General features: G+C 32.9%; 18 protein-coding genes. 17 read left to right on the forward strand and 1 reads right to left on the reverse strand.

Going from position 1 to position 22821, the window contains the following annotated elements; all coding sequences use genetic code 11:
* Both CN925_RS06700 and CN925_RS06705 read left to right on the forward strand, forming a co-directional pair.
* Positions 1-1628: SH3 domain-containing protein (locus CN925_RS06700; RefSeq protein WP_180232879.1), on the forward strand; the 1628-nt coding region annotated here is incomplete at its 5' end.
* Between the two features lie 111 nt (positions 1629-1739).
* On the forward strand, positions 1740-3395 hold the full coding sequence (locus tag CN925_RS06705; RefSeq protein WP_098845486.1) for an Ig-like domain-containing protein: 1656 nt from the start codon (positions 1740-1742) through the stop codon (positions 3393-3395).
* 498 nt (positions 3396-3893) lie between these two features.
* On the opposite strand, the gene CN925_RS06710 is transcribed toward CN925_RS06705, so the two are convergent.
* Entirely contained in the window at positions 3894-4550 is a 657-nt protein-coding gene (locus CN925_RS06710) for a sugar transferase (RefSeq protein ID WP_098845487.1), read from the reverse strand.
* 1164 nt (positions 4551-5714) lie between these two features.
* On the opposite strand from CN925_RS06710, the gene CN925_RS06715 reads away from it, so the two are divergent.
* The 15 genes from CN925_RS06715 to cccB all read left to right on the forward strand — a co-directional run bounded on the left by CN925_RS06715 (position 5715) and on the right by cccB (position 22740).
* Positions 5715-6335: a YigZ family protein gene (locus CN925_RS06715; protein ID WP_098845488.1), complete on the forward strand. Its 621-nt coding sequence runs from the start codon at positions 5715-5717 to the stop codon at positions 6333-6335.
* Between the two features lie 85 nt (positions 6336-6420).
* Entirely contained in the window at positions 6421-7464 is a 1044-nt protein-coding gene (locus CN925_RS06720) for an LCP family protein (protein WP_098845489.1), read from the forward strand.
* A 289-nt stretch (positions 7465-7753) separates the two neighbouring features.
* Positions 7754-8944 carry a sensor histidine kinase gene (locus CN925_RS06725; protein WP_098845490.1) on the forward strand — a complete coding sequence of 397 codons (1191 nt, stop codon included), beginning with the start codon at positions 7754-7756 and terminating at the stop codon, positions 8942-8944.
* 148 nt (positions 8945-9092) lie between these two features.
* Positions 9093-9770, forward strand: coding sequence for a response regulator (locus tag CN925_RS06730; protein WP_098845491.1), 678 nt, complete (start codon positions 9093-9095; stop codon positions 9768-9770).
* Positions 9771-10043: 273 nt separating this feature from the next.
* Positions 10044-10886: a DegV family protein gene (locus CN925_RS06735; RefSeq protein WP_098845492.1), complete on the forward strand. Its 843-nt coding sequence runs from the start codon at positions 10044-10046 to the stop codon at positions 10884-10886.
* A 588-nt stretch (positions 10887-11474) separates the two neighbouring features.
* Positions 11475-12560 carry an ATP-dependent helicase ComFA gene (locus tag CN925_RS06740; protein WP_286138282.1) on the forward strand — a complete coding sequence of 362 codons (1086 nt, stop codon included), beginning with the start codon at positions 11475-11477 and terminating at the stop codon, positions 12558-12560.
* Between the two features lie 41 nt (positions 12561-12601).
* Positions 12602-13237, forward strand: a complete 636-nt coding sequence (locus CN925_RS06745) for a ComF family protein (RefSeq protein ID WP_180232880.1) — start codon at positions 12602-12604, stop codon at positions 13235-13237.
* Between the two features lie 156 nt (positions 13238-13393).
* Positions 13394-13645: a flagellar biosynthesis anti-sigma factor FlgM gene (locus tag CN925_RS06750; protein WP_098845495.1), complete on the forward strand. Its 252-nt coding sequence runs from the start codon at positions 13394-13396 to the stop codon at positions 13643-13645.
* A 340-nt stretch (positions 13646-13985) separates the two neighbouring features.
* Positions 13986-15806 (forward strand): APC family permease, encoded by a 1821-nt coding sequence (locus CN925_RS06755; RefSeq protein WP_098845496.1) that lies wholly within the window; start codon positions 13986-13988, stop codon positions 15804-15806.
* A 228-nt stretch (positions 15807-16034) separates the two neighbouring features.
* Positions 16035-16232 carry a cold-shock protein CspD gene (cspD, locus tag CN925_RS06760; protein ID WP_056469532.1) on the forward strand — a complete coding sequence of 66 codons (198 nt, stop codon included), beginning with the start codon at positions 16035-16037 and terminating at the stop codon, positions 16230-16232.
* Between the two features lie 268 nt (positions 16233-16500).
* Positions 16501-17046, forward strand: a complete 546-nt coding sequence (hpf, locus tag CN925_RS06770; protein ID WP_098845498.1) for a ribosome hibernation-promoting factor, HPF/YfiA family — start codon at positions 16501-16503, stop codon at positions 17044-17046.
* 212 nt (positions 17047-17258) lie between these two features.
* Complete coding sequence (gene secA / locus CN925_RS06775) at positions 17259-19772, forward strand: preprotein translocase subunit SecA (protein ID WP_098845499.1); 2514 nt, start codon at positions 17259-17261, stop codon at positions 19770-19772.
* Positions 19773-19910: 138 nt separating this feature from the next.
* A protein-coding gene (prfB, locus tag CN925_RS06780; protein WP_286138283.1) for a peptide chain release factor 2 occupies positions 19911-21009 on the forward strand; the annotation gives its coding sequence in 2 pieces (ribosomal slippage) (positions 19911-19973 and positions 19975-21009; 1098 coding nt in all).
* 453 nt (positions 21010-21462) lie between these two features.
* Positions 21463-22341, forward strand: a complete 879-nt coding sequence (locus CN925_RS06785; RefSeq protein ID WP_098845501.1) for a YitT family protein — start codon at positions 21463-21465, stop codon at positions 22339-22341.
* Positions 22342-22410: 69 nt separating this feature from the next.
* Positions 22411-22740, forward strand: coding sequence for a cytochrome c551 (gene cccB, locus CN925_RS06790; RefSeq protein ID WP_353616064.1), 330 nt, complete (start codon positions 22411-22413; stop codon positions 22738-22740).
* The last annotated feature ends 81 nt before the right edge of the window (positions 22741-22821 follow it).

Below are 22821 nucleotides of genomic sequence, written 5' to 3' on the forward strand. Positions count from 1 at the left end.
ACTTATATGCAACTCCAGATGCGACAAAACCTGTAAACACTACAGTTAGTGAAGATAATGGCTTTGCTTCAACTCAAAAAGCGACAGATTTGGTAGGGAAGATTTGGTACCAAATTAATTATAATGGGCAAAATCTTTATGTTAAAAGTGAAGATGTAACTGCAAATAGCTTCACAACGTTTACTGCTACAAATTATAAAACACTTAATGCAACCTATTTATACGAATCGTTCGGCAATGTATCGAAACAACTTACTCAAATTCCAAAAGATACAGTTATCTCGATTAGCGAAAAAATTGGTGATTGGTACCGTGTGAAATATAACGATATAAATGGATATGTAAAAGCGGTAGATTTCGAAAAAAGCGATGTCGTGACGATCACAAATATAACAGATACGACATATATTACGACTTCAGAATTGAATTTACGTCAAACTTATGATGCTTCTTCTCCATTGCTTATAGTAATTCCGGTTAATATGGTTTTAATTGCAACTGATAAAACTTCTAACAACTGGTATAAGGTTAGTTACAATGGGAAAACGGGATATGTATCAGGAACATATATCAAACAAGTAAAAACTGGTGATCCAATGACATCAAGGGATAGCTATCAGTTTATTGATTTGCGTACACCTTCGCCTGTAACTGCTACGCAAATTAATAACTATATTGCTAGTAATGTGACAAGTGGCGTTAAAAGTATTCTGACTGGTCAAGGTCAATTATTTGTTGATGCTGGAAATAAGTACGGTGTAAATGCACTTTATTTAGCAGCACATGCCATTCATGAAAGTGGATTTGGTAAGTCTCAAATTTCATTAGGAAAAAATAACTTATTTGGCTTTGGTTCATATGATGCAACACCATATATAGCATCTTACAAGTTTATGAGTGTACAAGAAAATGTAGAGTATATTGCACGCTCAATTAAATCAACTTATTTAAATCCAAGTAACTGGAAATATCATGGTGCATATCTTGGATTTAGTACAAAAGATATGAATAATGTAAGAATTGATCCAGCAAGTGAAGGAATGAATTTTTATTACGCGACTGATCCGAATTGGGGTATTTTGATTGCTCAACATATGCAAAAAATACTACCGTTTGATAAAGCGTACTATGATAAAGCTCAACCGAATACTATAATTCCAGGCAGTCCACCTACTCCTGTTGGTAGTGATGTATTCCCTGCTAGTATCCAAGCGGTTACAAAAGGAAACATCGATCTATATGCTGCAAAGGGAGACACGGCTAAAGTCAAATCGATAGCAGCAGGTACTGACTTCCTTCTGCTTGAAAAAACAAATGATTATTGGATTAAATTATCAATTGATGGGAATGTTTTTTGGACAAACAGTATCAAATTAAATGCTTATAGCCAAACTTTATCTGTTAAAAACTTAGGTAGAACAACAGGTGGTGTAAACCTACGCTCATCTGCAACTATTACTGGAAGCAATATAATTGATACGTTGAACGCTAATACTTATGTAAGTATTGTTTTAAATACAGATGGTACTTTAGCGATGGATAGTACAAAAAAATGGTTTAAAATCCAATTAGAGGATGGAAGCCTTGGATGGATATCTTCAAGCTATATTAAACAAGAATTAAAATAAAAAAAGTGACTCCGTGTGAGTCACTTTTTTACTAGTTTTAAAGAAAAGTATGTTTATATGATACAATGAAAAATAGAAAACTATTTAAGTAGATTGGGGAGGAGTGAAATTTTGAAATTAAAAATGTTAAAAGTAGGCCTATTAGCGACGCTTTCCATTGGCTTAGTTGCAGGAAAAGCATCAGCAGCAACGGATTGGTCTACTAAATGTTTACAAATGGGAGAAATTAAACAAAATGTAAATCCATCTACTCAACAAATTAACTGTTTATTAACGAATGCGGCATTAAGTAAGAATATTCCACCTGAGGTTGTAAAATCAATCGCAATGAAAGAATCATCTTGGAAACAATTTGATGAAAAAGGACAACCGGTAATTTCTTTTGATAATGGAATTGGAATTATGCAAGTAACGGATCCAAACATTGATACGGTAAAGTTAGAGAAATTAAAAAATGACATCGTATATAATATTGAGACAGGTGTTACTATTCTTAATCAGAAGTATGAATTATCATCATTACCAAAAATAAAGGATGCGGGCAGAGGAATTATCGAAAACTGGTATTTTCCTGTTATGGCGTATAACGGTACAATGCCCGTGAATAGTCCTTTGAAAAGAAATGATGGTCATTTAATCATAAGGAATTGGGAAACTTACCAAGATAAAGTGTTTAAAATCATTGAGGATCAAAGTTTATTAGGAAGTACAAAACTTGCTCAATATCCGTTTGCATATGATGATTTTAGTTATGATCCAAACCTAAACGAAAGTATAAAATTTAATAAATTGAACTATACAATGACAAGTGGATTACATGAATCTGCTTATTTATTAAAAAAAGGTGATATCGTCAAAGTAACAACAGCTGGCACAAAACTAAGAACTCAACCGAATACTTCATCTTCTTATACATCCCAAGCTTTAAATAAAGTATTTGTTATTGATGGAGAATTTAAATATACTGAACCAAATAGTAGCTTAAATCACTTTGTTTGGTTCCCAGTAAAATCAACTGATGGAAAAACATCGGGCTATATTGCTTCTTCATATATTGCCAAAAAGAAAGATTTTGTAGCTCCAATCGTAACTGGGGTTAAAAATACTATTTCTTATAATAAAGACGTAAAGATTACATTTGATGAAGGTACTGCTTTATTAAATGGTGCAGTATTTAAAAATGGTCAAATAGTTAGTAAACCAGGCAAATACACTTTAGTTGTAAAAGATGAAGAAAGTAATATAACGACAATCACGTTTACGATCGATAAAACGAAACCGACAACACCAACAATGAATACAGTTTCAGATCAATCAACTACTATCACTGGAACAGCAGAAGCAAGTTCTACAGTTAAACTATATCTTAATGGCAAGTTTCAAAAAAGCACAATAGCTGCATCGAATAAAAGCTATAAGTTTACAATTTCAAAACAAAAAAGTGGAACGACAGTTAGCGTAACTGCTACGGATAAAGCCGGAAATGTAAGTGCTACAAAGTCTTTAAAAGTCTTAGATAAAACACCACCAGCTCTTCCTGTTGTTAATAAAATTACTTCAAAATCAAAAACTGTAACAGGTAGTGCTGAGAAATATGCTTCAGTGAAGGTTTATCGAGGTACTACATTAATAGGTCAAAGCTCGGTGAATTCAAGTGGTAAATTTTCTGTTACAATAAAAGTACAGAAAGCAAACACATATTTAAAGGTTTATGCCATTGATAAATCAGGAAACAAAAATTTTCGTACAATTAAAGTTGTAAAATAATTAAAATGTGATGTGATAAGTATTTTTCTTATTGCATTGCATTTTTTTGTTTTTACTAGTTCTTAGTGGAAAGATGCTCGATCAATTAGTAATCGATCATCTGTTTTTACAAAATATATGTTTAAAATGAATGCAATTTGTTTTTAATATGTGGATAACTTGTGAATAAATTTAATACTTATCGACAGGAAAAAAGGTGTAACTTTTTTCATTTTAGAAGAATTTTGTCGTATCTTTATATTTCTTAGTTGCTTATATTAATTTATAAACAATTGGTTTGTGGATAAGTATTAAATGTTATCCACAAATTGTTAATAAACTTCTGAAATTGTGGGTAATTTTCGGAATTTAAAATGTTTTTTACTTTAAAATATATTTTATTAATCGACTCAATTTAATTTTAAAGAAATTAAAAGGCCTTTTCCCATGTGAGAAAAAGGCCTTTGCTAAACTATTCTAATTTTTAGTATAGAGAATTCTAAACTTTTCTTACATTCATTAACGAGCACCTTCACCGGTTAAGACAACTTTAATGGTTTTAAACATAATTCGAATGTCCAACATGATTGATTGATGTTCAATATAATGTAAATCCAAGGCTAATTTCTCTTTTGGTGTTAATTCATACCCGCCATTCACTTGTGCCCATCCAGTTAATCCTGGTTTGACTGTTAAGCGATTAGTAAAGCCTGGTACTTCATGATTAAATTTGACTAAAAAAAACGCTCTTTCTGGTCTAGGTCCAACAAGGCTCATATCTCCACGTAAGACATTGACAAACTGCGGTAATTCATCAATACGAGTTTTTCGCAGAAAGTGACCAAGTTTTGTAATGCGAGGATCGTCTGTACTAGCCCATTGTGGTCCATTTACCTCTGCATCCATACGCATTGTTCTTAACTTATAAATATTAAAAATTTTCCCATTTAATCCAACTCGTTCTTGGATGAAAAGAGCAGGACCAGGAGAATCAATTTTAATTAATGCGATAAAGAACAATACAAATGGTAAAGAAATAACAAACGCGAGCGACGCAAAGACTATATCCAATGTTCTTTTTATAAATGAATAAAAAATACTTTTCTTTTTTAATGACTCAAGTTGTTGAATGGAATAGCGGCTTTCAACTTTTTGTTGAGTATTCTGTAAGGCCATTTAAACACCCCAGTTTATAATTTAGGCCCATTCTTGCAAGTGTATTGCAACATGTCCTAATGTATAACGTTTACGTTTTATAACATCATAACAATTATAAATGTTAGCAGAAAAAAATCAAATTATTTTTATGTTACAAGCTAATTACTCCACATAAAAAGTTCACAAGGGTACCTTACACTTATAGTGTGTGCAGTAAAATTTATTAATCGGCATTACAATAATTAGTAATTGATCAAATTCTTATCCAGGTCGACTTTTTAGGTATTATTATTTTAACATAAAGCAAGTGGAAAAATACGTTGAGTTGATTAGTACTTTTCCAAAGGAATTAATACCCGCATATTTGCCTTTATACTTTATACGCATTATCAAACGTTATTGTAAGGAAATAACTAAATGCATTTTGTTATAAGGATTATCTTTGTATTGTAACTTGGTATGTAATAACAATATTTTGATGATTCTCCATATAAATTATTATGAATAAATTTAGCTATTTTATCCTTCCTTTAAATCGTAAGTAAATTTGTATTTCTTTTAAATATCAACTCCCTTATTAATTGATATTTCTTCGTTTAGCACTTTTCATTGTTTTTATATTGCCATTAAATTTAGTGAGCGCAATTTTATTATTTATGTAGTCCTAAAGGAAGACACTTTCACTTTAGTTTTAATTGCCGCATTATTAAACTTATTATCGGAGAAGAAATATAATTCTAATATTTTTACTTAAAAGGGGTAAGCAGAATAATTATTAAATGAAAAAACAAATAAATTAGTGGGGACATTGTTGAATATGACGAAAAATGAAATGTATTTATCACTTAGTTTCATTCATTTTAATTTAAATTGAGTAGAAATCTGTGGAATCAGTTTCTGTTCCAAATTTTTTATGCAAAGTAATAGAGTGTTTAATATTCGGATGAAATTGAAAATTTTACTGAGAAATGATTCGAACAATTGGTTAATGACATTAGCTGTTTAATGTTTTCAAACTGATTTTAAGCATTATTACCTATGTTACTTTATAAAATCCAGTCAGTAAATACTTACTTATGAAGAATTTTAGTATTTTTTAAGGAATGGAATGAATAATTGTAGTAATATATTGAAGTGAGTCGAAAAAATTTTGTTTAATTTAGTCGAAAGGTTAGGTGTTAAATGCTAGCGAATTATTTCACTGTTAGTGGCTTTGGTAGTCATGAGATTGAGATTGAAAAATCGAAATTTATTTGTTACATAAATGAAGCGAAGACTGAAGTTGATGCACAACGATTCATTTCAGAAATTAAAAAAAAGCATTTTGATGCTACGCATAATTGTTCAGCCTATTTAATCGGTGAAAATGATGAGATTCAAAAAGCCAATGATGATGGCGAACCGAGTGGTACTGCTGGGGTGCCAATGTTAGAAGTTTTGAAAAAAAGAGGTCTAAAAGATACTGTTGTTGTTGTAACAAGGTATTTTGGCGGTAAAAAGCTTGGAGCAGGAGGTTTGATTCGTGCATATGGACAAGCAGTCAGTGAAGGGTTAAACACTGTTGGAATTGTTGAGCGCTCATTAGTTAAAGTAATAAACATAAAGATTAATTATAAATTGTTAGGTAAAGTAGAATTCGCATTACGTAACTCGCATTATCATTTAGAAAATGTTAGCCACATGGAAGAAGTAAGCTTTGAACTATGGATTAAGGTTGATGAAGTAGATAGCTTCAAAAACTGGATCGTTGAGTTAACAAATGGTAGTTGTCATATAAATGAAAGTATTGTTAAATACATGTAGTAGTTTAGCTATTATAAATAGTTAATTTTTGATTAATTTCAAATAGAACAATCATACTAACTTTAAAGGAGGTCTCTTCGAACATATGAATTATAATCATTCTCGAAAAATGGCCAAGAGAAGAAGAAAGAGAAAGAGAGGCTTAATTGCTAGGGTATTATTACTAGTCATTATTGTAGCCTTAATCTTTGTAGGATATAAAGGCGTTAGAACATATCTTGAATTAAATAAAGCAACAAAAGGTGAAGACATTTCATCAAACTTAAGAAATGAAAAAGTTACAATATCAAAAGATCCAATATCAATACTCTTCTTAGGGATTGAAAACTATTCAACTGGCGGAAAAGGTGGACGAACTGATTCGATGATCCTTGCTACCTTTAACCCAAAAGAAGAAACAATTAAAACAATGAGTATTCCTCGTGATACATATGTAAGTATCCCAGGACATGATGGAAAAACTAAAATAAACCATGCATATTCATATGGTGGTTTACAATTAACAGTTGATACAGTTGAGCAATTCTTAAATGTACCAATTGATTATTACGTTACAGTCGACTTTAATGGTTTTAAAAATATAGTTGATGCAGTTGGTGGGATTGATGTAGAAGTACCTTTTGATTTCTGGGAAAATACAGATACTTCACCAAGGAAAAAGCTTTACTTTACAAAAGGTCCGATGCATTTAGATGGACAGCAGGCATTAGCATATTCTCGTATGCGTAAACGAGATCCTCGTGGTGATTTTGGGCGTGAAGAAAGACAACAACAAGTAATTCAATCGATCTTAAAGGAATTAAAATCACCTGAAACAATCGTGAAAATGGATAAATACGCGAAAGTGATCAGTAATAATATTAGTACGAACATGAAACTAAGCGGCGGTATTTCACTTGCGAAGCATTTACCTAATATCAATGAAAATGATCTAGAAACAATAAAAATAAAAGGTCATGATGCTACGATTAATGGTATTTACTATTATGTTCCTGAAGAGGAAAGTGTAAGGGAAATTACTAGCAAATTCCGTGTACACTTAGGTTTAGAAAAGCCACCTGCAACTAACACAACAAATTCAATTAATTCGGATAGTAGTTCTGAAAATGAAAATAGTACCAATCAATAAATAGGTAAAAAGCTGATTCTTTTATGAGAATCAGCTTTTTTTTAGGTCGATTGTAATATAGTTGTAACACTTGTTAACATTGTGTTAAGGATGTTATAGAATGGTTGTTTTTTTTAAAACTTATAATACAATACCAATATACATTGGTAATATAAGGGTTAAATCGGAAAATATAAAAATTTTAGCTTATTTCAAATTTTTGTACAATTATAATCCTAATTACATTATAATATGAAATATACATAAATTTATTAGTCATATAGTAATAGGCTAATGGGGGAAAAAGTGAATGTCATCTAGGAAAATGGACAATCAGACACTAGACGAAATCATGGATAATATGCTCTCATCTATTATAGATAGTAAGTCCCATGTGTTTGGAATAGTTGAAGATACTCGCTCTGAATACGAGACATTAAGAGTAGCGCTTGAAGAAGTAAAATTACAAGTAGTGGAAAAGGTTGAAAATACGGTTCGATTAGACTTATTAGCTCGAGAGGCACGCAAAAAATTAACTGAAGTAGATGGGGAGAAAAATAGGTATGAATCCCATGTAAAGGCAGCATATGAAACTGCTAATAATCTCCAAAAACAGTATTTTCTTTCATTAAAGGAAGAAAAAGTTCTAAACCATCGTAGAAAAGAGTTAGAAAGTAAACTTCAGACTTTGTTAGAGAAACTACAAAAAGCCGAATTGTTAATTGCCCGTATTTCAATTGTTCTAAATTACCTTAATACAGACTTTAAGCAGGTTAGTCATTTACTTGAGGATGTAAAACAAAAACAAGAATTTGGATTTCAATTGATACAAGCTCAGGAAGAAGAGCGTATAAGGTTATCACGCGAAATACATGATGGGCCTGCCCAAACGTTAGCCAGTATATTAATGCAGTCAGATTATTTAATCAAAACATATCGCCAAAGAACAGAAGAAGATGCAAGAAAGGAACTAGGTGATATAAAGGAACAAGTCCGTTGTGCACTAGGGGAAGTAAGAAGAATAATATATGACCTACGCCCAAATGCATTAGACGATTTAGGATTAGTTCCAGCCCTTAATAAATATTTAAAATCGCTTGAGTCGTATAAGCATATTGAAATTAAATTTGAATATTGTGGGCAAAACGAAAAAAGACTTAATTCAAAAATAGAAATTGCGATCTTTAGGATCATCCAAGAGGCAGTTCAAAATGCGTGTAAGCATGCCAATCCAACAACAATTTTTGTAAGATTAGAGTTTTTAAGAAATAAAATTAATGTTTTTGTTCAGGATGATGGTGTTGGTTTTCCTGTTGGAGAAAACCAAAGAGAAAACTCATTTGGATTAAAAGGAATGAAAGAACGCGTCGAGTTATTGAATGGAGATTTTATAATCGATTCGATACTAAACGTTGGTACGACAATTAGAATTACTTTAAATGTAGAAATAGAGAGTGAAATAGAAATGGTAGTTCAAAATAAAGCGTCTGAAAATTTCTAAAAGTAAAACTTTATTTCGTGTTTTGGGAGATTTGCGTCGAAACCGTTAATAGCATATGGTAAAATATACTATAATTTGAAAAAAATAACAATTTCTACAAATTTCGATAGATTAGCAAACTAGAACAATGAACAGAGGGAGTAATGAAATGAAAACTAGAATTGCAATTGTAGATGATCATAAACTATTTCGTGAAGGAATTAAGAGAATCCTAGATTTTGAAGAAAGCTTTGATGTTGTGGCTGAAGGTTCAGATGGTACAGAGGTTGTAAGTATCATGGATGAACATCAAGTAGATGTATTTATTGTTGATATAAACATGCCGACAATGAACGGAGTAATTGCTACAAAAGCATTACTAGAAAAATATCCTGAAGCCAAAGTAATCATTTTGTCAATCCATGATGATGAATCATATGTAACACATGTCCTAAAAGTGGGTGCAAGAGGCTATTTATTAAAAGAAATGGACTCAGATACACTAATTGAAGCGATTAAAGTCGTTACAAAAGGTGGATGCTATTTACACCCGAAGATTACCCACAACCTAGTAGAAGAATTTAGAAGGCTATCACTTAAAGAACAATTATTTAAATCTCGCGAAGTAGAAGTGCGCCGTCCATTACATTTACTGACTAGAAGAGAATGTGAAGTACTTCAAATGTTAGCAGATGGTAAAAGTAACCGTGCTATTGGTGAAGCCCTTTTCATTAGTGAAAAAACTGTTAAAAATCATGTAAGTAATATTTTGCAAAAATTAGAAGTAAATGACCGTACTCATGCTGTAGTAACGGCAATTCGTAACGCTTGGGTAGAAGTGAAATAGTAAGATGCCAAAAACAGAGTATCGAATGAGCGGTACTCTGTTTTAGTTTGTGTACAAAATAAATTTGATGAACGAAGAAGAATAAAAGGCCCACTTTTTCTTTTCAATAAATAGGCTTTTAAGTATAATAAACCTTTCTAAGTTCAACAGAATTGTCGAAATGGCTCAGAGTAAAGAGAATGAAATACAATGATTTTGCTTAATTAGTTGTGTAAAATTAAACCAATAAATACATAGTTAAACGTTACTATATATAAAAGAAAGGATATGACAATGAGAACTGCAATTGTTACAGATAGTACATCTTATATCCAAAAGGAAGTTAGAGATTCTTTAGATATACATATGTTGCCTCTTAATGTAATCTTCGGAGATGCATCCTACCAAGAAGAAGTTGAAATTACAGCCGAACAATTTTTCCTCAAGGTCCGTGAACAAAAGGAACTTCCAAAGACTTCACAACCTGCATATGGTATGATTATTGAAAAACTTGAACAGTTATCAAAAGAATATGAGGCTGTTGTTGTAATCACTCTATCAAGCGGAATTAGTGGAACATATCAAAGTATTGTATCCGCTAGTTCAATGATAGATAACTTAGAAGTTTTCGCTTATGATTCGGAAATTAGTTGCATGGTCCAAGGCTTTTATGTCATTGAGGCTGCGAAAATGGCAAAGAAAGGTGCCAGACCAACTGAAATCGTTGAGCGTTTAGATGAAATAAAACAATCTGCCAATGCATACTTCATGGTTTTTGATTTAGATCACCTACAACGAGGAGGAAGACTTTCAAGTGCACAAGCATTTGTTGGAAGTTTGCTGCAAGTAAAGCCTATTCTAACATTTGTAGACAAAAAAATTGTAGCCTTTGAAAAAATCCGAACAGAAAAAAAGGCAATGAAACGGATCACAGATTTATTTGGCGAAGTTGCATCAAAAGGCGAAAAAATGAAAGCAGTCGTCATTCACTCAAATCGTGAGGAAGATGCAAAAAAATTAGCCCAACAACTTAGTGAAACTTATCCGAATGTTGAAATAGAAATTTCATATTTTGGCCCAGTAATTGGAACGCATCTTGGCGAGGGTGCTTTAGGATTGGGTTGGTATGTTATTTGAGTAGGAGCTCCTTTATTTAGGGGCTTTTTTGTTTTTTTTCTGTAAAAATTGGTTATCGCAATAAAACTCGATAATTTTATTGTAGATTTTTGTTTAATTCTCTTAAAGTAGTTAATTTTTTAGGTGTCTTTATAGAATTTAATAATGTTTCAGCTTTAACTCAAACTTCACAATATATCTATATTTTTGACAAGGAAACTTCACTGTATTTTACGTCGTTAGTGACTGATTGAATGTATTATTTAAAGATGACCATAATTATGTAGAATCTTTTTATTTACTCCAAAGTCGTCTCCCTCAATATATTAAAAAAAGAAAGTAGGTTAATTAATGGACAATTTTTACGGCAGAAAACTCCAACTTTTCCCCACGATAAACCTTCAAGACATTCCACCAACAAGTCTAGTCATTCAAGCAGTTCAAAAAGTTAAATCTCGCTATATATGCTTTCGTTGCGGTAATCAAATTCAAGAATTTTTCGCTACTCATTTTTGTGCGAAATGTTCGTCACGGTGTACGTATTGCAGAAAATGTATCATGATGGGAAAGATGTCGACATGTACAAATCTAGTCATTAATGAGGTTGATATGAAATTAGATCATTCAATTACTGGACTCGAATGGGATGGTAAACTTTCACCTCAGCAAAAAGAAGCATCAATTAAAGTAGTTGAAGCTGTAAATGCAAATCAAAATTTGCTACTTTGGGCAGTATGTGGTGCAGGTAAAACTGAAATGTTGTTTGAAGGGATTGAAGCTGCACTTTTGCAAGGTAAATTCGTTTGTATCACAACACCTCGAGTAGATGTAGTTTTAGAGTTAGCAATTAGATTTAGACAAGCTTTCCCTACTATTTCAATTGCAGTACTATATGGAGGTAGTGAAGAGAGGTGGAATGGAAATCGGATAACAATTTGTACAGTACATCAGTTAATGAAATTTAAGCATGCATTCCACGTATTGATTATCGATGAAGTTGATGCTTTTCCTTATAATATCGAAAAACATTTGCATTGGGTCGCAAACGAATCAAGAACAATTAAAGGTTCAACAATACAAATGACTGCCACCCCCACTAGTGAACAACAATCCCTTGCGTTAAAAAATAAAATCAAAAATGTAATGGTCCCCGCAAGATACCATAGGCAACCCCTACCAGTACCGAGCTTTGAATGGATTGGCAACTGGCGTAAAACGATCCGTAAAACACAAAAACTTCCAAACTGTTTAGAGAAATGGATAAAATTATTTCTTCCAAAAGGCTGCCCCATCTTTTTATTTGTTCCTACTATTAATGAATGTGTTTTTATAGAAGAAGCTGTAAATAAGATAACAGTTAAATCTGCTTCAGTTCATAGTCAAGATCCACAAAGGCATGAAAAAGTAAGTGCTTTTCGAAGTGGGGACATTCAAGTTTTAGTCACTACGACAATTTTAGAGAGAGGCGTTACGATTGTAAATAGCCAAATTGCGGTACTAGGTGCTGATGAAGAGATTTTTACTGAAAGTGCACTAGTTCAAATTGCTGGGCGTGCTGGTAGGCATATTAATTATGCGAATGGAGAGGTTATCTTTTTTCATAATGGAATTAGCGAAGAAATGGTTAAAGCTAAAAAGCAAATACTTTTAATGAATCATTTAGGTATGGAGAAAGGTTGGTTGGATTGTAAATGATTTGTGTATATTGTGGTACTCAATTTGTTGAGAAGTTTTCCTTGCATAAAATTTTTTTTCGAAATGAAGAATCAGCTTGTTCACAATGCCTAGCAAAGTTTGAAAAAATTATCGGTCCTGTTTGTGAGTCTTGTTGTGGTAAGGTTTTAGATGATCAAAAGCAATGTGAAAATTGTATAGAGTATATGAATTTAAAGCTAGATATTCCATTAATTATCAATAAGTCGATCTATACTTACACGAAAGAAATAAAAGAGTGGCTTACGAATTTTAAATTTTATGGTGATGTACAGTTAGCAGTTTTATTTGCAAGTGATTTAAGAGAATACTATGAAAATTCTTTCAAAAATTATAAAATAGTTCCTATACCTCTAAGCGATGCAAGACTAAAGGAACGAGGATTTAATCAAGTAGAAGTGCTCGCACAATATGCAGGTTTAAACTTAACAAATTGTTTAGAAAGAATTCATACAGAAAAACAAAGTAAGTTAAACCGTTATGAAAGACTAAGCCGAGAACAAGTTTTTTCCTTTTGTGGTGAGAGGAAAATCGATAACGAATCAGTCGTAATACTTGATGACGTGTACACAACTGGTAAAACGGTACAAGATGCCGCTGCAATATTGTTAAAAAATGGTGCTACTGAAGTACATTCCCTCACATTAATTCGAGCATAAAGCTAATTAACTTGATATGCATAAAGTCTCCTAATTTTATTCGGGTTTTACGATATAAATAATGGTCATTGGACAGAATAAATCAAAAATATAGAAATAAGACGAAATTAATAAATAAAGACGAGGTATAAAACGATTAGCGATGAGGTGGGAAAAATGAAGGATAATATATCTGATGAGGATCATGTTCATGTGCATCCGTACAACGTAGAAAAAAATGAACAAAATAAAGTAGAACAAAAAATAGAAACCTCCCCCCATGCGAAGGATAATCAAATCGTCAATCAGATAATCGCAAAACGTGATAAACAGATACAGCAATTAAAGAAACAAATAGAAGAGGGCACATACAAAGTTCAACCAATGAAAGTGGCTGAAAAAATGCTTAGCTATTTTAATAAGAAATAAAAGTTAACAACAGAATAAGGTTGTTACTAAAATTATTTCTTTTATAAGAAAGAAATAGGAAAGGACTTAACAAAAACGTTAAGTTCTTTTTGTGTGTAGTACGGTAATAATGGATTTTCAATACAAAACGAAAGCCTTTGCTATTTGATTCCTTAAGTTTTTAATATCTCATTTCGTTTTTTGTATTTTAATTTGATTTAGAGGGAAGTTAATATTAATTATTTTGAAAAGAACTTAGTAAAGTTATGGAAAGATTTTCTTAAAATATCACACTTTTTTTTCTAATAATGTGATAAACTCAAATGGTTTGGATTTTAACTTATTATGTAGAGGTGTACATATGTTATCGATATTAAAACGATACTTAATTGGTAAACCACTTAAGTCAACAGAGTTAAGTGAACAAAAGTTATCGAATGCGAAGGCCTTGGCAATCCTTTCGTCAGATGCGCTTTCATCAGTAGCATACGGTCCAGAGCAGATTTTGATCGTTTTAACTACGGTTGGTGCGGTAGCGTATTGGTATTCGGTTCCGATTGGTATAGGCGTACTGATTTTATTATTAGCATTAATTTTATCTTATCGCCAAATTATTTTTAGTTATCCTCATGGTGGCGGCGCTTATGTCGTATCTAAACAAAACTTAGGTGTAATTCCAGGTTTAGTTGCCGGTGGATCCTTGCTAGTTGACTACATATTGACAGTAGCGGTTAGTGTGTCAGCAGGAACGGACGCGATTACGTCCGCCTTTCCATTTTTGCACACTCACACAGTCTTTATAGCTGTTATTTTAGTTATATGTATTACAATTTTAAACTTACGTGGACTAACTGAATCTGCTTCGATTTTGGCATATCCAGTTTATTTATTCGTTGTAGCACTTGTTATTATTATTATCGTAGGGTTATATAATGTGTTTACAGGTCATGCTCCACAAACAGCACATTCACCGATTGGTACTGTTGTTCCGGGGATTTCGCTTTTTATTCTTTTAAAAGCATTTTCATCTGGTTGCTCCGCTTTAACTGGTGTAGAAGCAATTTCAAATGCTATTCCGAACTTTAAAGTGCCTTCAGATAAAAATGCGGCAAAAACACTATTGATGATGGGTTCGATTTTAGCAGTACTATTCTCGGGAATAATGTACTTAGCTTACTGGTATGGAATTGTACCAAGTGCAGAAGAAACAGTTATGTCCCAATTAGGTTCTGATATTTTCGGGCGAAATATAATCTATTTCTTTATACAAGGGACAACTGCATTAATCCTTGTATTAGCAGCTAATACGGGATTTTCAGCATTCCCATTACTTGCTTATAACTTAGCTAGTGATAAGTTCATGCCTAGAATGTATTTACTTCGAGGAGATCGTCTAGGTTATTCTAATGGTATTATTACACTTGGTGTAGCATCAATTTTATTAATTATTGCTTTCCAAGGTAAAACAGAAGAATTAATCCCACTATACGCGGTTGGTGTATTCGTACCGTTTACACTTTCACAAACCGGTATGGTCGTTAAATGGATTAGAGAAAAACCGGCTGGCTGGTTCCCTAAGTTAATTGCAAACTTCGTTGGTGCATTTATTTCAGCAACAGTTTCGATTATTTTCTTAACTACTAAGTTAAATCAAGTTTGGTCGATCTTTGTTTTCTTACCTTTGATCGTTATTCTATTCTTAAGAATTCGTAAGCACTATGAAGCAGTAGGTGACCAATTAAGATTAAACAATGATATTCCTGAAAAAATTAATGGAAATATCATGGTAGTTCCTGTCGCTGGTATTACAAAAGTAGTAGAACGTACAATGCAATATGCGCAAGGGATTGCTGATGAAGTCTATGCTGTTTACATTTCTTTTGATAAGGAAAGTGAAGAGCAAATGAGAGAGAAATGGGAAGCTTGGAACCCTAACGTAAAATTAATTGCTGTTCACTCTGAGTATCGAGAAATTACTAGACCTCTTTTAAAGGTAATAGATGAAATGGAAGCTAAAGCCCATGAACAAGGTTTTGAAATTACAGTTTTAATACCACAGTTTATTACAAGGAAAAATTGGCATAATGTTTTACATAATCAATCAAGCTTATTACTGCGTGCGTATTTACTTCATAAACGAAGTGTTATTGTAACTACAGTACCTTATAGATTTAAGGTGTAGTAGGAAAAATGATATAAATTTTCTTTTTATAAAAATAGGAAAAAAATAATGGGACAAGTCAGAAGGTAAGCGAATATGATAGGTAAGGAAATAATTAGAATTTTTCGTTATTTGTCGAATTCGTGAAAAAAAAGGCGATAAGCTACTTTTGACTTGTCCTAGTTTTATGATGTATAGTTGAATTGTGGAGAAGATTCACAAGTTTTCGACTGAAGGGAATGGATTTGAATGCAAGGTAAAGTAAAATGGTTTAATGCAGAAAAAGGTTTTGGATTTATCGAGCGTGAAGATGGAGACGATGTATTCGTACATTTCTCAGCTATCAACGCAGAAGGTTACAAATCTTTAGAAGAAGGCCAAGCAGTTAGCTTCGAAATCGTTGAAGGTAACCGTGGACCTCAAGCTGCTAATGTTACTAAAATTTAATTTTTCCGTTAATAAGTAAATATTTGCTTATATAGATTCGGACCACGAGGGCTTGCTCATTTTGAGTAAGCCTTTGTTTGTTTGGAAAATTTTTGAGTATTATTAAATTAGTATTAAAATATAATCTGATATAAACAAAAAAGTTCATTAAATGGTCAAAAAAATTTCTCATATTTGACAAATATTTCAAGGAGGAAAATGAAATAGAGGTGTAGAATATAAGTATGACAGCTTTCATTTTTGGAGCTTGATGAAGGAGGAAACCCATATGATGCTAAACATCCGAGGCGAAAATATTGAAATTACTCCAGCAATTCGTGATTACGTAGATAAAAAATTATCGCGATTTGATCGTTATTTTGACGAAGAATTAACGGCGAGAGTTAATGCTAAGGTATTCCACGACAAGCAAAGAATTGAAGTAACTATTCCTGGAACGTATATGTTATTACGTGCAGAAGAAGAGCATGCAGATTTGTATGCAGCTGTCGATTTAGTTATTGATAAACTAGATCGTCAAATTAGAAAACACAAAACGAAAGTAAATCGTAAGTTAAGAGAAAAAGGTTCATTAAAATTCATGTTTGCACCATCAATTACTGAATCAGCTGTTGCAGTAGAAGAGCAAGAAAATGATATTGAGTTAGTTAAAACAAAGCAATTTGATTTAAAACCTATGGATGCAGAAGAAGCAGTGCTACAAATGAATATGTTAGGTCATAACTTCTTTGTATTCTTAAACGGTGAAACGAATAAAACGAACATCGTTTACGCAAGAAAAGATGGGCGTTATGGTTTAATTGAAGCCAAATAAAATTAAAAAAATAATATTAAAAGGACTGAGCTGAACAATTAGCTTAGTCCTTTTTTGCTTTTTTTGCTTATTTTCAAAAATATTAATTAATTCTAATGAACAATCTCGACATAAGGTTGTCACTTATCTTCATTTAATGATAAAATTAGAAATAGTATCTACTAACTTAATGACATTTTAGTTTATGACTTTAAAATAGAGGAGCGTTACGAATGCTTGGAATGATAAAAAAGGTTTTTGATCTTAATCAGCGACAATTAAATAAAATGCAAAAACAAGTTGATCAAATTTTATCTTTACAGGATCAGTATACAAAATTATCTGATGATGAACTTAGAGGTAAAACATTTGAATTTAAAGAGCGTATTCAAAAAGGTGAAACTCTTGATGATATTTTAGTTGAAGCGTTTGCCGTTGTTCGTGAAGGTGCTACTCGTGTACTTGGTATGACTCCATATCCTGTACAATTATTAGGTGGAATTTCCTTACATGAAGGTAATATTTCAGAAATGAAAACCGGGGAAGGTAAAACGTTAACTTCCACATTACCAGTTTATTTAAATGCATTAAGTGGTGAAGGTGTTCACGTCGTAACTGTCAATGAATACTTGGCAAGTCGTGATGCTCGTGAAATGGGTCAATTGTATGAGTTCTTAGGACTTACTGTTGGTCTAAATTTAAATAGTATGGAATCAGATGAAAAGCGTGAAGCTTATGCTTGTGATATTACGTATAGTACAAATAATGAATTAGGATTTGACTATTTACGTGATAACATGGTTGTATATGCTGAACAACGAGTACAACGTCCACTAAATTATGCTATTATCGATGAGGTTGACTCAATTTTAATTGACGAAGCACGAACTCCATTAATTATTTCTGGACAAGCGAAACAGTCTGCACAAGCTTATATTGCAGCGAATGCATTTGTTGGAATGCTTAAGTTAGACAAAGATTATACGTACGATGTTAAAACAAAATCTGTTTTATTAACTGAAGATGGTATTTCTCGTGCAGAAAAAGCTTTTGGCGTTGAAAACTTATTTGATTTGAAAAATGTTAACTTAAATCATCATATTACTCAGGCATTACGTGCTCACGTTACAATGACTCACGATGTCGATTATGTAGTTCAAGATGGTGAAATTGTGATCGTTGACCAATTTACTGGTCGTTTAATGAAAGGTCGCCGATACAGTGAGGGTCTTCACCAAGCGATTGAAGCGAAAGAAGGATTAAAAATTCAAAACGAAAGTATGACGCTTGCGACAATTACTTTCCAAAACTACTTCCGTATGTATAAAAAACTTTCGGGGATGACAGGTACAGCTAAAACTGAGGAAGAAGAATTCCGTAATATTTACAATATGAATGTTCTAGTTATTCCTACGAACCGACCAATCGCTCGTATTGATAAACCTGATTTAGTCTACAAAACAATGGGTGGTAAATTTAATGCTGTTGTCGATGAAATTGTTGAGCGTCACAAAGCTGGCCAACCGGTTCTAGTTGGTACTGTAGCGATCGAGACTTCAGAGTTAATCTCTCAATTGTTAAAACGTAAAGGTGTTAAACATGAAGTATTAAATGCGAAAAACCATGAACGTGAGGCTGATATTATCGCATTAGCTGGTCATCGTGGTGCAGTTACGATTGCAACAAACATGGCTGGTCGTGGTACAGATATTAAATTAGGCGAAGGTGTTCGTGAACTTGGTGGATTAGCTGTTATTGGTACTGAGCGTCATGAAAGCAGACGTATTGATAATCAGTTACGTGGTCGTTCTGGTCGTCAAGGGGACCCTGGTGTGACAACTTTCTATTTATCAATGGAAGATGAATTAATGCGTCGTTTTGGTTCAGATAATTTATCAGTTATGATGGACCGTTTAGGATTAGATGACTCGCAACCGATTGAAAGTAAAATGGTTTCTCGTGCAGTTGAATCCGCACAAAAACGAGTAGAAGGAAATAACTTTGATGCTCGTAAACAATTACTTCAATACGATGATGTACTACGTCAACAACGTGAAGTTATCTATGCTCAACGTTCTGAAGTTATTGATTCAACTGATTTACAACCAATCGTTAAAAATATGATTGAAGGTACTATTAATAGAGTAGTTCAAGCTCACACTCCTAACGAGCAGCTTCAGGAAGAGTGGAATTTAGAAGGAATCATTGATTTCTTAGAAGCGAACTTAATAAATGAAGATGAAATTTCAGTTGAACAATTACGTGTAATTGAACCAGATGAAATGGTTGAACTAATTCAAAAAGTAGTTTTCGAGCGTTACGAAGAAAAACAATCAGCTTTACCAGCTGAACAAATGCGTGAGTTCGAAAAAGTTGTATTATTACGTACTGTTGATAACAAGTGGATGGCTCATATTGATTCTATGGATCAACTTCGTGAAGGAATCCATTTACGTGCCTATGCACAAATTGATCCTCTACGTGAATATCAAATGGAAGGCTTCGCGATGTTTGAAGAGATGATTGCTTCCATTGAAGAAGAGGTATCTCGCATTATTATGAAAGCTGAAATTGAAGCTGACGTAGAGCGTGAAGCTGTACAAGGCGATGCAATCCATGTAAGCAATGATGGTGAAGGTGAAGTAAAGAAAAAACCAATCGTAAAAGGCGAAGAAATCGGTCGAAATGAAGATTGTCCTTGTGGATCAGGTAAGAAGTATAAAAACTGCCACGGAAAAGGAATCTAATAAAATAGAAACTATATGAAAAGGGGCAAGGGCAAGTAGTTATAAAAAGAGAGGGTAGCTATTAATGGTTATTCTTACTTTACTACTTGTCTTTACCTGCTTTTTATTGTTCGTAAAATTTAATCGAGGTGTAATGTAATGGAATTAGTAGAAGTAAAGCAAGAACTAGAAAAGATGGCGAAACGCCTTCAAGCATTTAGGGGGTCTCTTTGACGTCGAAACAAAACAAGCAAGACTAGATGAACTTGAAGCATTTATGTCAGAGCCAGATTTTTGGGATGATCAAAAAGCTGCACAAGTAGTAATTAGTGAAGTAAATGGTTTAAAAGAAGTTATTAATGAATTCAATGATTTAAATGAGGGTTATGAGAATCTTGAAGTAACATATGAGTTAGTTAAAGAAGAAAATGACGATGAACTATTTGAAGAACTAGTTACTGAAGCAAAATCTTTAACTGGGAAACTGAATGATTTCGAACTTCAATTATTATTAAGCGAGCCATATGATAAAAATAATGCAATTCTTGAGCTTCACCCTGGTGCAGGTGGAACCGAGTCACAAGATTGGGGTTCAATGTTGTTACGTATGTATACAAGATGGGCTGAAAAACGTGGATTTAAAGTTGAAACTTTAGATTATCTACCTGGTGATGAGGCTGGTATTAAGAGTGTAACTTTAGCAATTAAAGGTCATAATGCTTATGGTTATTTAAAAGCAGAAAAAGGCGTTCATCGTTTAGTACGTATCTCTCCATTCGATTCATCAGGTCGTCGTCATACTTCATTTGTATCTTGTGAAGTAATGCCTGAGTTTAATGAAGAAATCGAAATTGATATACGTACAGAAGATTTGAAAATTGATACGTATCGTGCAAGTGGAGCAGGTGGACAGCACATTAATACAACTGACTCAGCGGTACGTATTACACATGTTCCAACTAACATTGTAGTAACATGTCAAACAGAGCGTTCTCAAATTAAAAACCGTGAACAGGCAATGAAAATGTTAAAAGCAAAACTTTATCAACGTAAAATAGAAGAGCAACAAGCTCAATTAGATGAAATTCGTGGAGAACAAAAAGAAATTGGCTGGGGAAGTCAAATTCGTTCATACGTTTTCCACCCATATTCAATGGTTAAAGACCACCGAACAAACACAGAGGTTGGTAATGTACATGCAGTAATGGATGGAGATCTTGATCCATTTATTGATGCATACTTACGTTCTAAGATTTAATGTTGAAAAATGGGCTGTTAAGAATGGAGGAAACTTCTTTCTTACCAGCCCTATTCTTTGGGGACAAAAGAGGTATATTCTATTATTAGGTTAGTCCTTTTATCCATCTTTTGACCTAAGCCATCTTTTATCAGGCAGCCCGCCAAACACTTGCAGCTAGTCTGATTATCAATTTTTTGGACTTTGTCTAAACAGACATCTTCGTTAGGAGATGTTATTCTTTTGAGCTTTTTTCTTAAGGGGATTAGTAAGTATTTTCACTTACTAATGTGAAGGAGTTACATGAATCATATTTATTTTTAAGAAGTTTTACAAATTGAAGAAAGTAAATTTTGTTTATATGTAATTAAATCTTATTGTTTTTTTCATAATAAAAAATAGAGAGAGTATCCGATAAAAAGGATATAAAAAAGAAAAGTTGTCTGTAAGTGAGAAATATTGAGGGGGATAAGTTTGAAAAAGTTCAGATATTCTACTGCTCTAACTGTTGGGTGGGGAAAAACGTTTTTTGAGTATTTTTTTGTATTAATTGGTTCTGCAATTATTGCTGTAGCGTTTTGTGTGTTTTTATTACCAAATCATATTGCTTCTGGTGGAGTAAGCGGTATTTCGACGATTCTAAAAAGTACGATGGGATTCAATCCTGCGTTTGTACAATGGGCTTTTAATATCCCTTTATTTATAGCTGGTGTATTTTTCTTAGGTAGACAATTTGGTGTTAAAACATTAGTTGGAACAATTTTTATTCCACTTGTTGTTTATTTGGTTGATTTATACAATATAAAACCTGCAACTGATAACCCGCTATTAGCGTCAATTTTTGGTGGGCTATTTATTGGTTTAGGTCTAGGAATCGTATTCCGTGGTAAAGCTTCTACTGGTGGAACAGATTTAGCAGCTCAAATTGTTCATAAATATACTGGTTTATCACTTGGGATTTGTGTTGCATTTATCGACGGATTAATTGTTCTTACATCTGCAATCGTATTTAATCTGGAAAGTGGTATGTATGCACTGATTGCCTTATTTGTTACAAGTAAAACAATCGATTTAGTTCAAATTGGACTTGCTAGATCAAAAATGGCACTAATCATTACTTCAGAAGTGGAGCCTGTAACAACAGCAATCGTTCATGAATTAGATCGTGGGGTAACAAAGCTTACAGGTGTTGGCGGATATACAAATGAAGACCGTTTAGTATTAATGTGTGTACTTGATCAAACTGAATTTTCTTCTCTGCGTGATATCGTTCGTTCGGTTGATCGAAATGCTTTCATTACTGTCGTAGATGCAACAGAAGTTCTTGGTGAAGGTTTCACAAATTTGACATAAAAAGGAAAAATAAATACTTTTTTTAGTAGTAGACTAAAGTTATGGGATAAATAAAGGGGCGATGATTTTGTGAAAAAGCTACTTCTTGCTTTTATAACTGGTGGCATGTTATTAACAATTACTGCTTGTGGTTCAAATAATAATACAAGTAAAAATAATGATTCAGGTGAGCCGGTTTCTGTTGCTAATGGAGAAAAGATATTTAAACAAAGTTGTGCTAGCTGTCATGGTGGCGAACTCGAAGGGATAATTGGACCAAGCTTAAAAAAGGTCGGAGCAAAATATTCTGAAAAGGAAATAGAAAATATTATCCATGATGGAAGAGGTTCAATGCCTAGTGGAGTTGTTCAAGGAAATGACGCGAAAAGTGTAGCGAAATGGCTAGCAACTAAAAAGTAAAATGTTTTATTTTGTATAGAAAAAAATTAAAGAAGCAGACAATTTTCTGTTAATTAGAAAAGGTCTGTTTCTTTTCATTTT

It is taken from the genome of Bacillus sp. AFS055030, assembly GCF_002574545.1.
GTDB lineage: Bacteria > Bacillota > Bacilli > Bacillales > Bacillaceae_G > Gottfriedia.

Bases quoted from the DNA above. Each gene is read 5' to 3' on its own strand.
- CN925_RS06715 (WP_098845488.1), top strand. From the start codon at position 5,715: ATGCTAGCGAATTATTTCACTGTTAGTGGCTTTGGTAGTCATGAGATT.
- CN925_RS06730 (WP_098845491.1), top strand. From the start codon at position 9,093: ATGAAAACTAGAATTGCAATTGTAGATGATCATAAACTATTTCGTGAA.
- CN925_RS06755 (WP_098845496.1), top strand. From the start codon at position 13,986: ATGTTATCGATATTAAAACGATACTTAATTGGTAAACCACTTAAGTCA.
- CN925_RS06710 (WP_098845487.1), bottom strand. From the start codon at position 4,550: ATGGCCTTACAGAATACTCAACAAAAAGTTGAAAGCCGCTATTCCATT.
- CN925_RS06735 (WP_098845492.1), top strand. From the start codon at position 10,044: ATGAGAACTGCAATTGTTACAGATAGTACATCTTATATCCAAAAGGAA.
- CN925_RS06740 (WP_286138282.1), top strand. From the start codon at position 11,475: ATGAAATTAGATCATTCAATTACTGGACTCGAATGGGATGGTAAACTT.
- hpf (WP_098845498.1), top strand. From the start codon at position 16,501: ATGATGCTAAACATCCGAGGCGAAAATATTGAAATTACTCCAGCAATT.
- cspD (WP_056469532.1), top strand. From the start codon at position 16,035: ATGCAAGGTAAAGTAAAATGGTTTAATGCAGAAAAAGGTTTTGGATTT.
- secA (WP_098845499.1), top strand. From the start codon at position 17,259: ATGCTTGGAATGATAAAAAAGGTTTTTGATCTTAATCAGCGACAATTA.
- CN925_RS06720 (WP_098845489.1), top strand. From the start codon at position 6,421: ATGAATTATAATCATTCTCGAAAAATGGCCAAGAGAAGAAGAAAGAGA.
- CN925_RS06750 (WP_098845495.1), top strand. From the start codon at position 13,394: ATGAAGGATAATATATCTGATGAGGATCATGTTCATGTGCATCCGTAC.
- CN925_RS06725 (WP_098845490.1), top strand. From the start codon at position 7,754: ATGTCATCTAGGAAAATGGACAATCAGACACTAGACGAAATCATGGAT.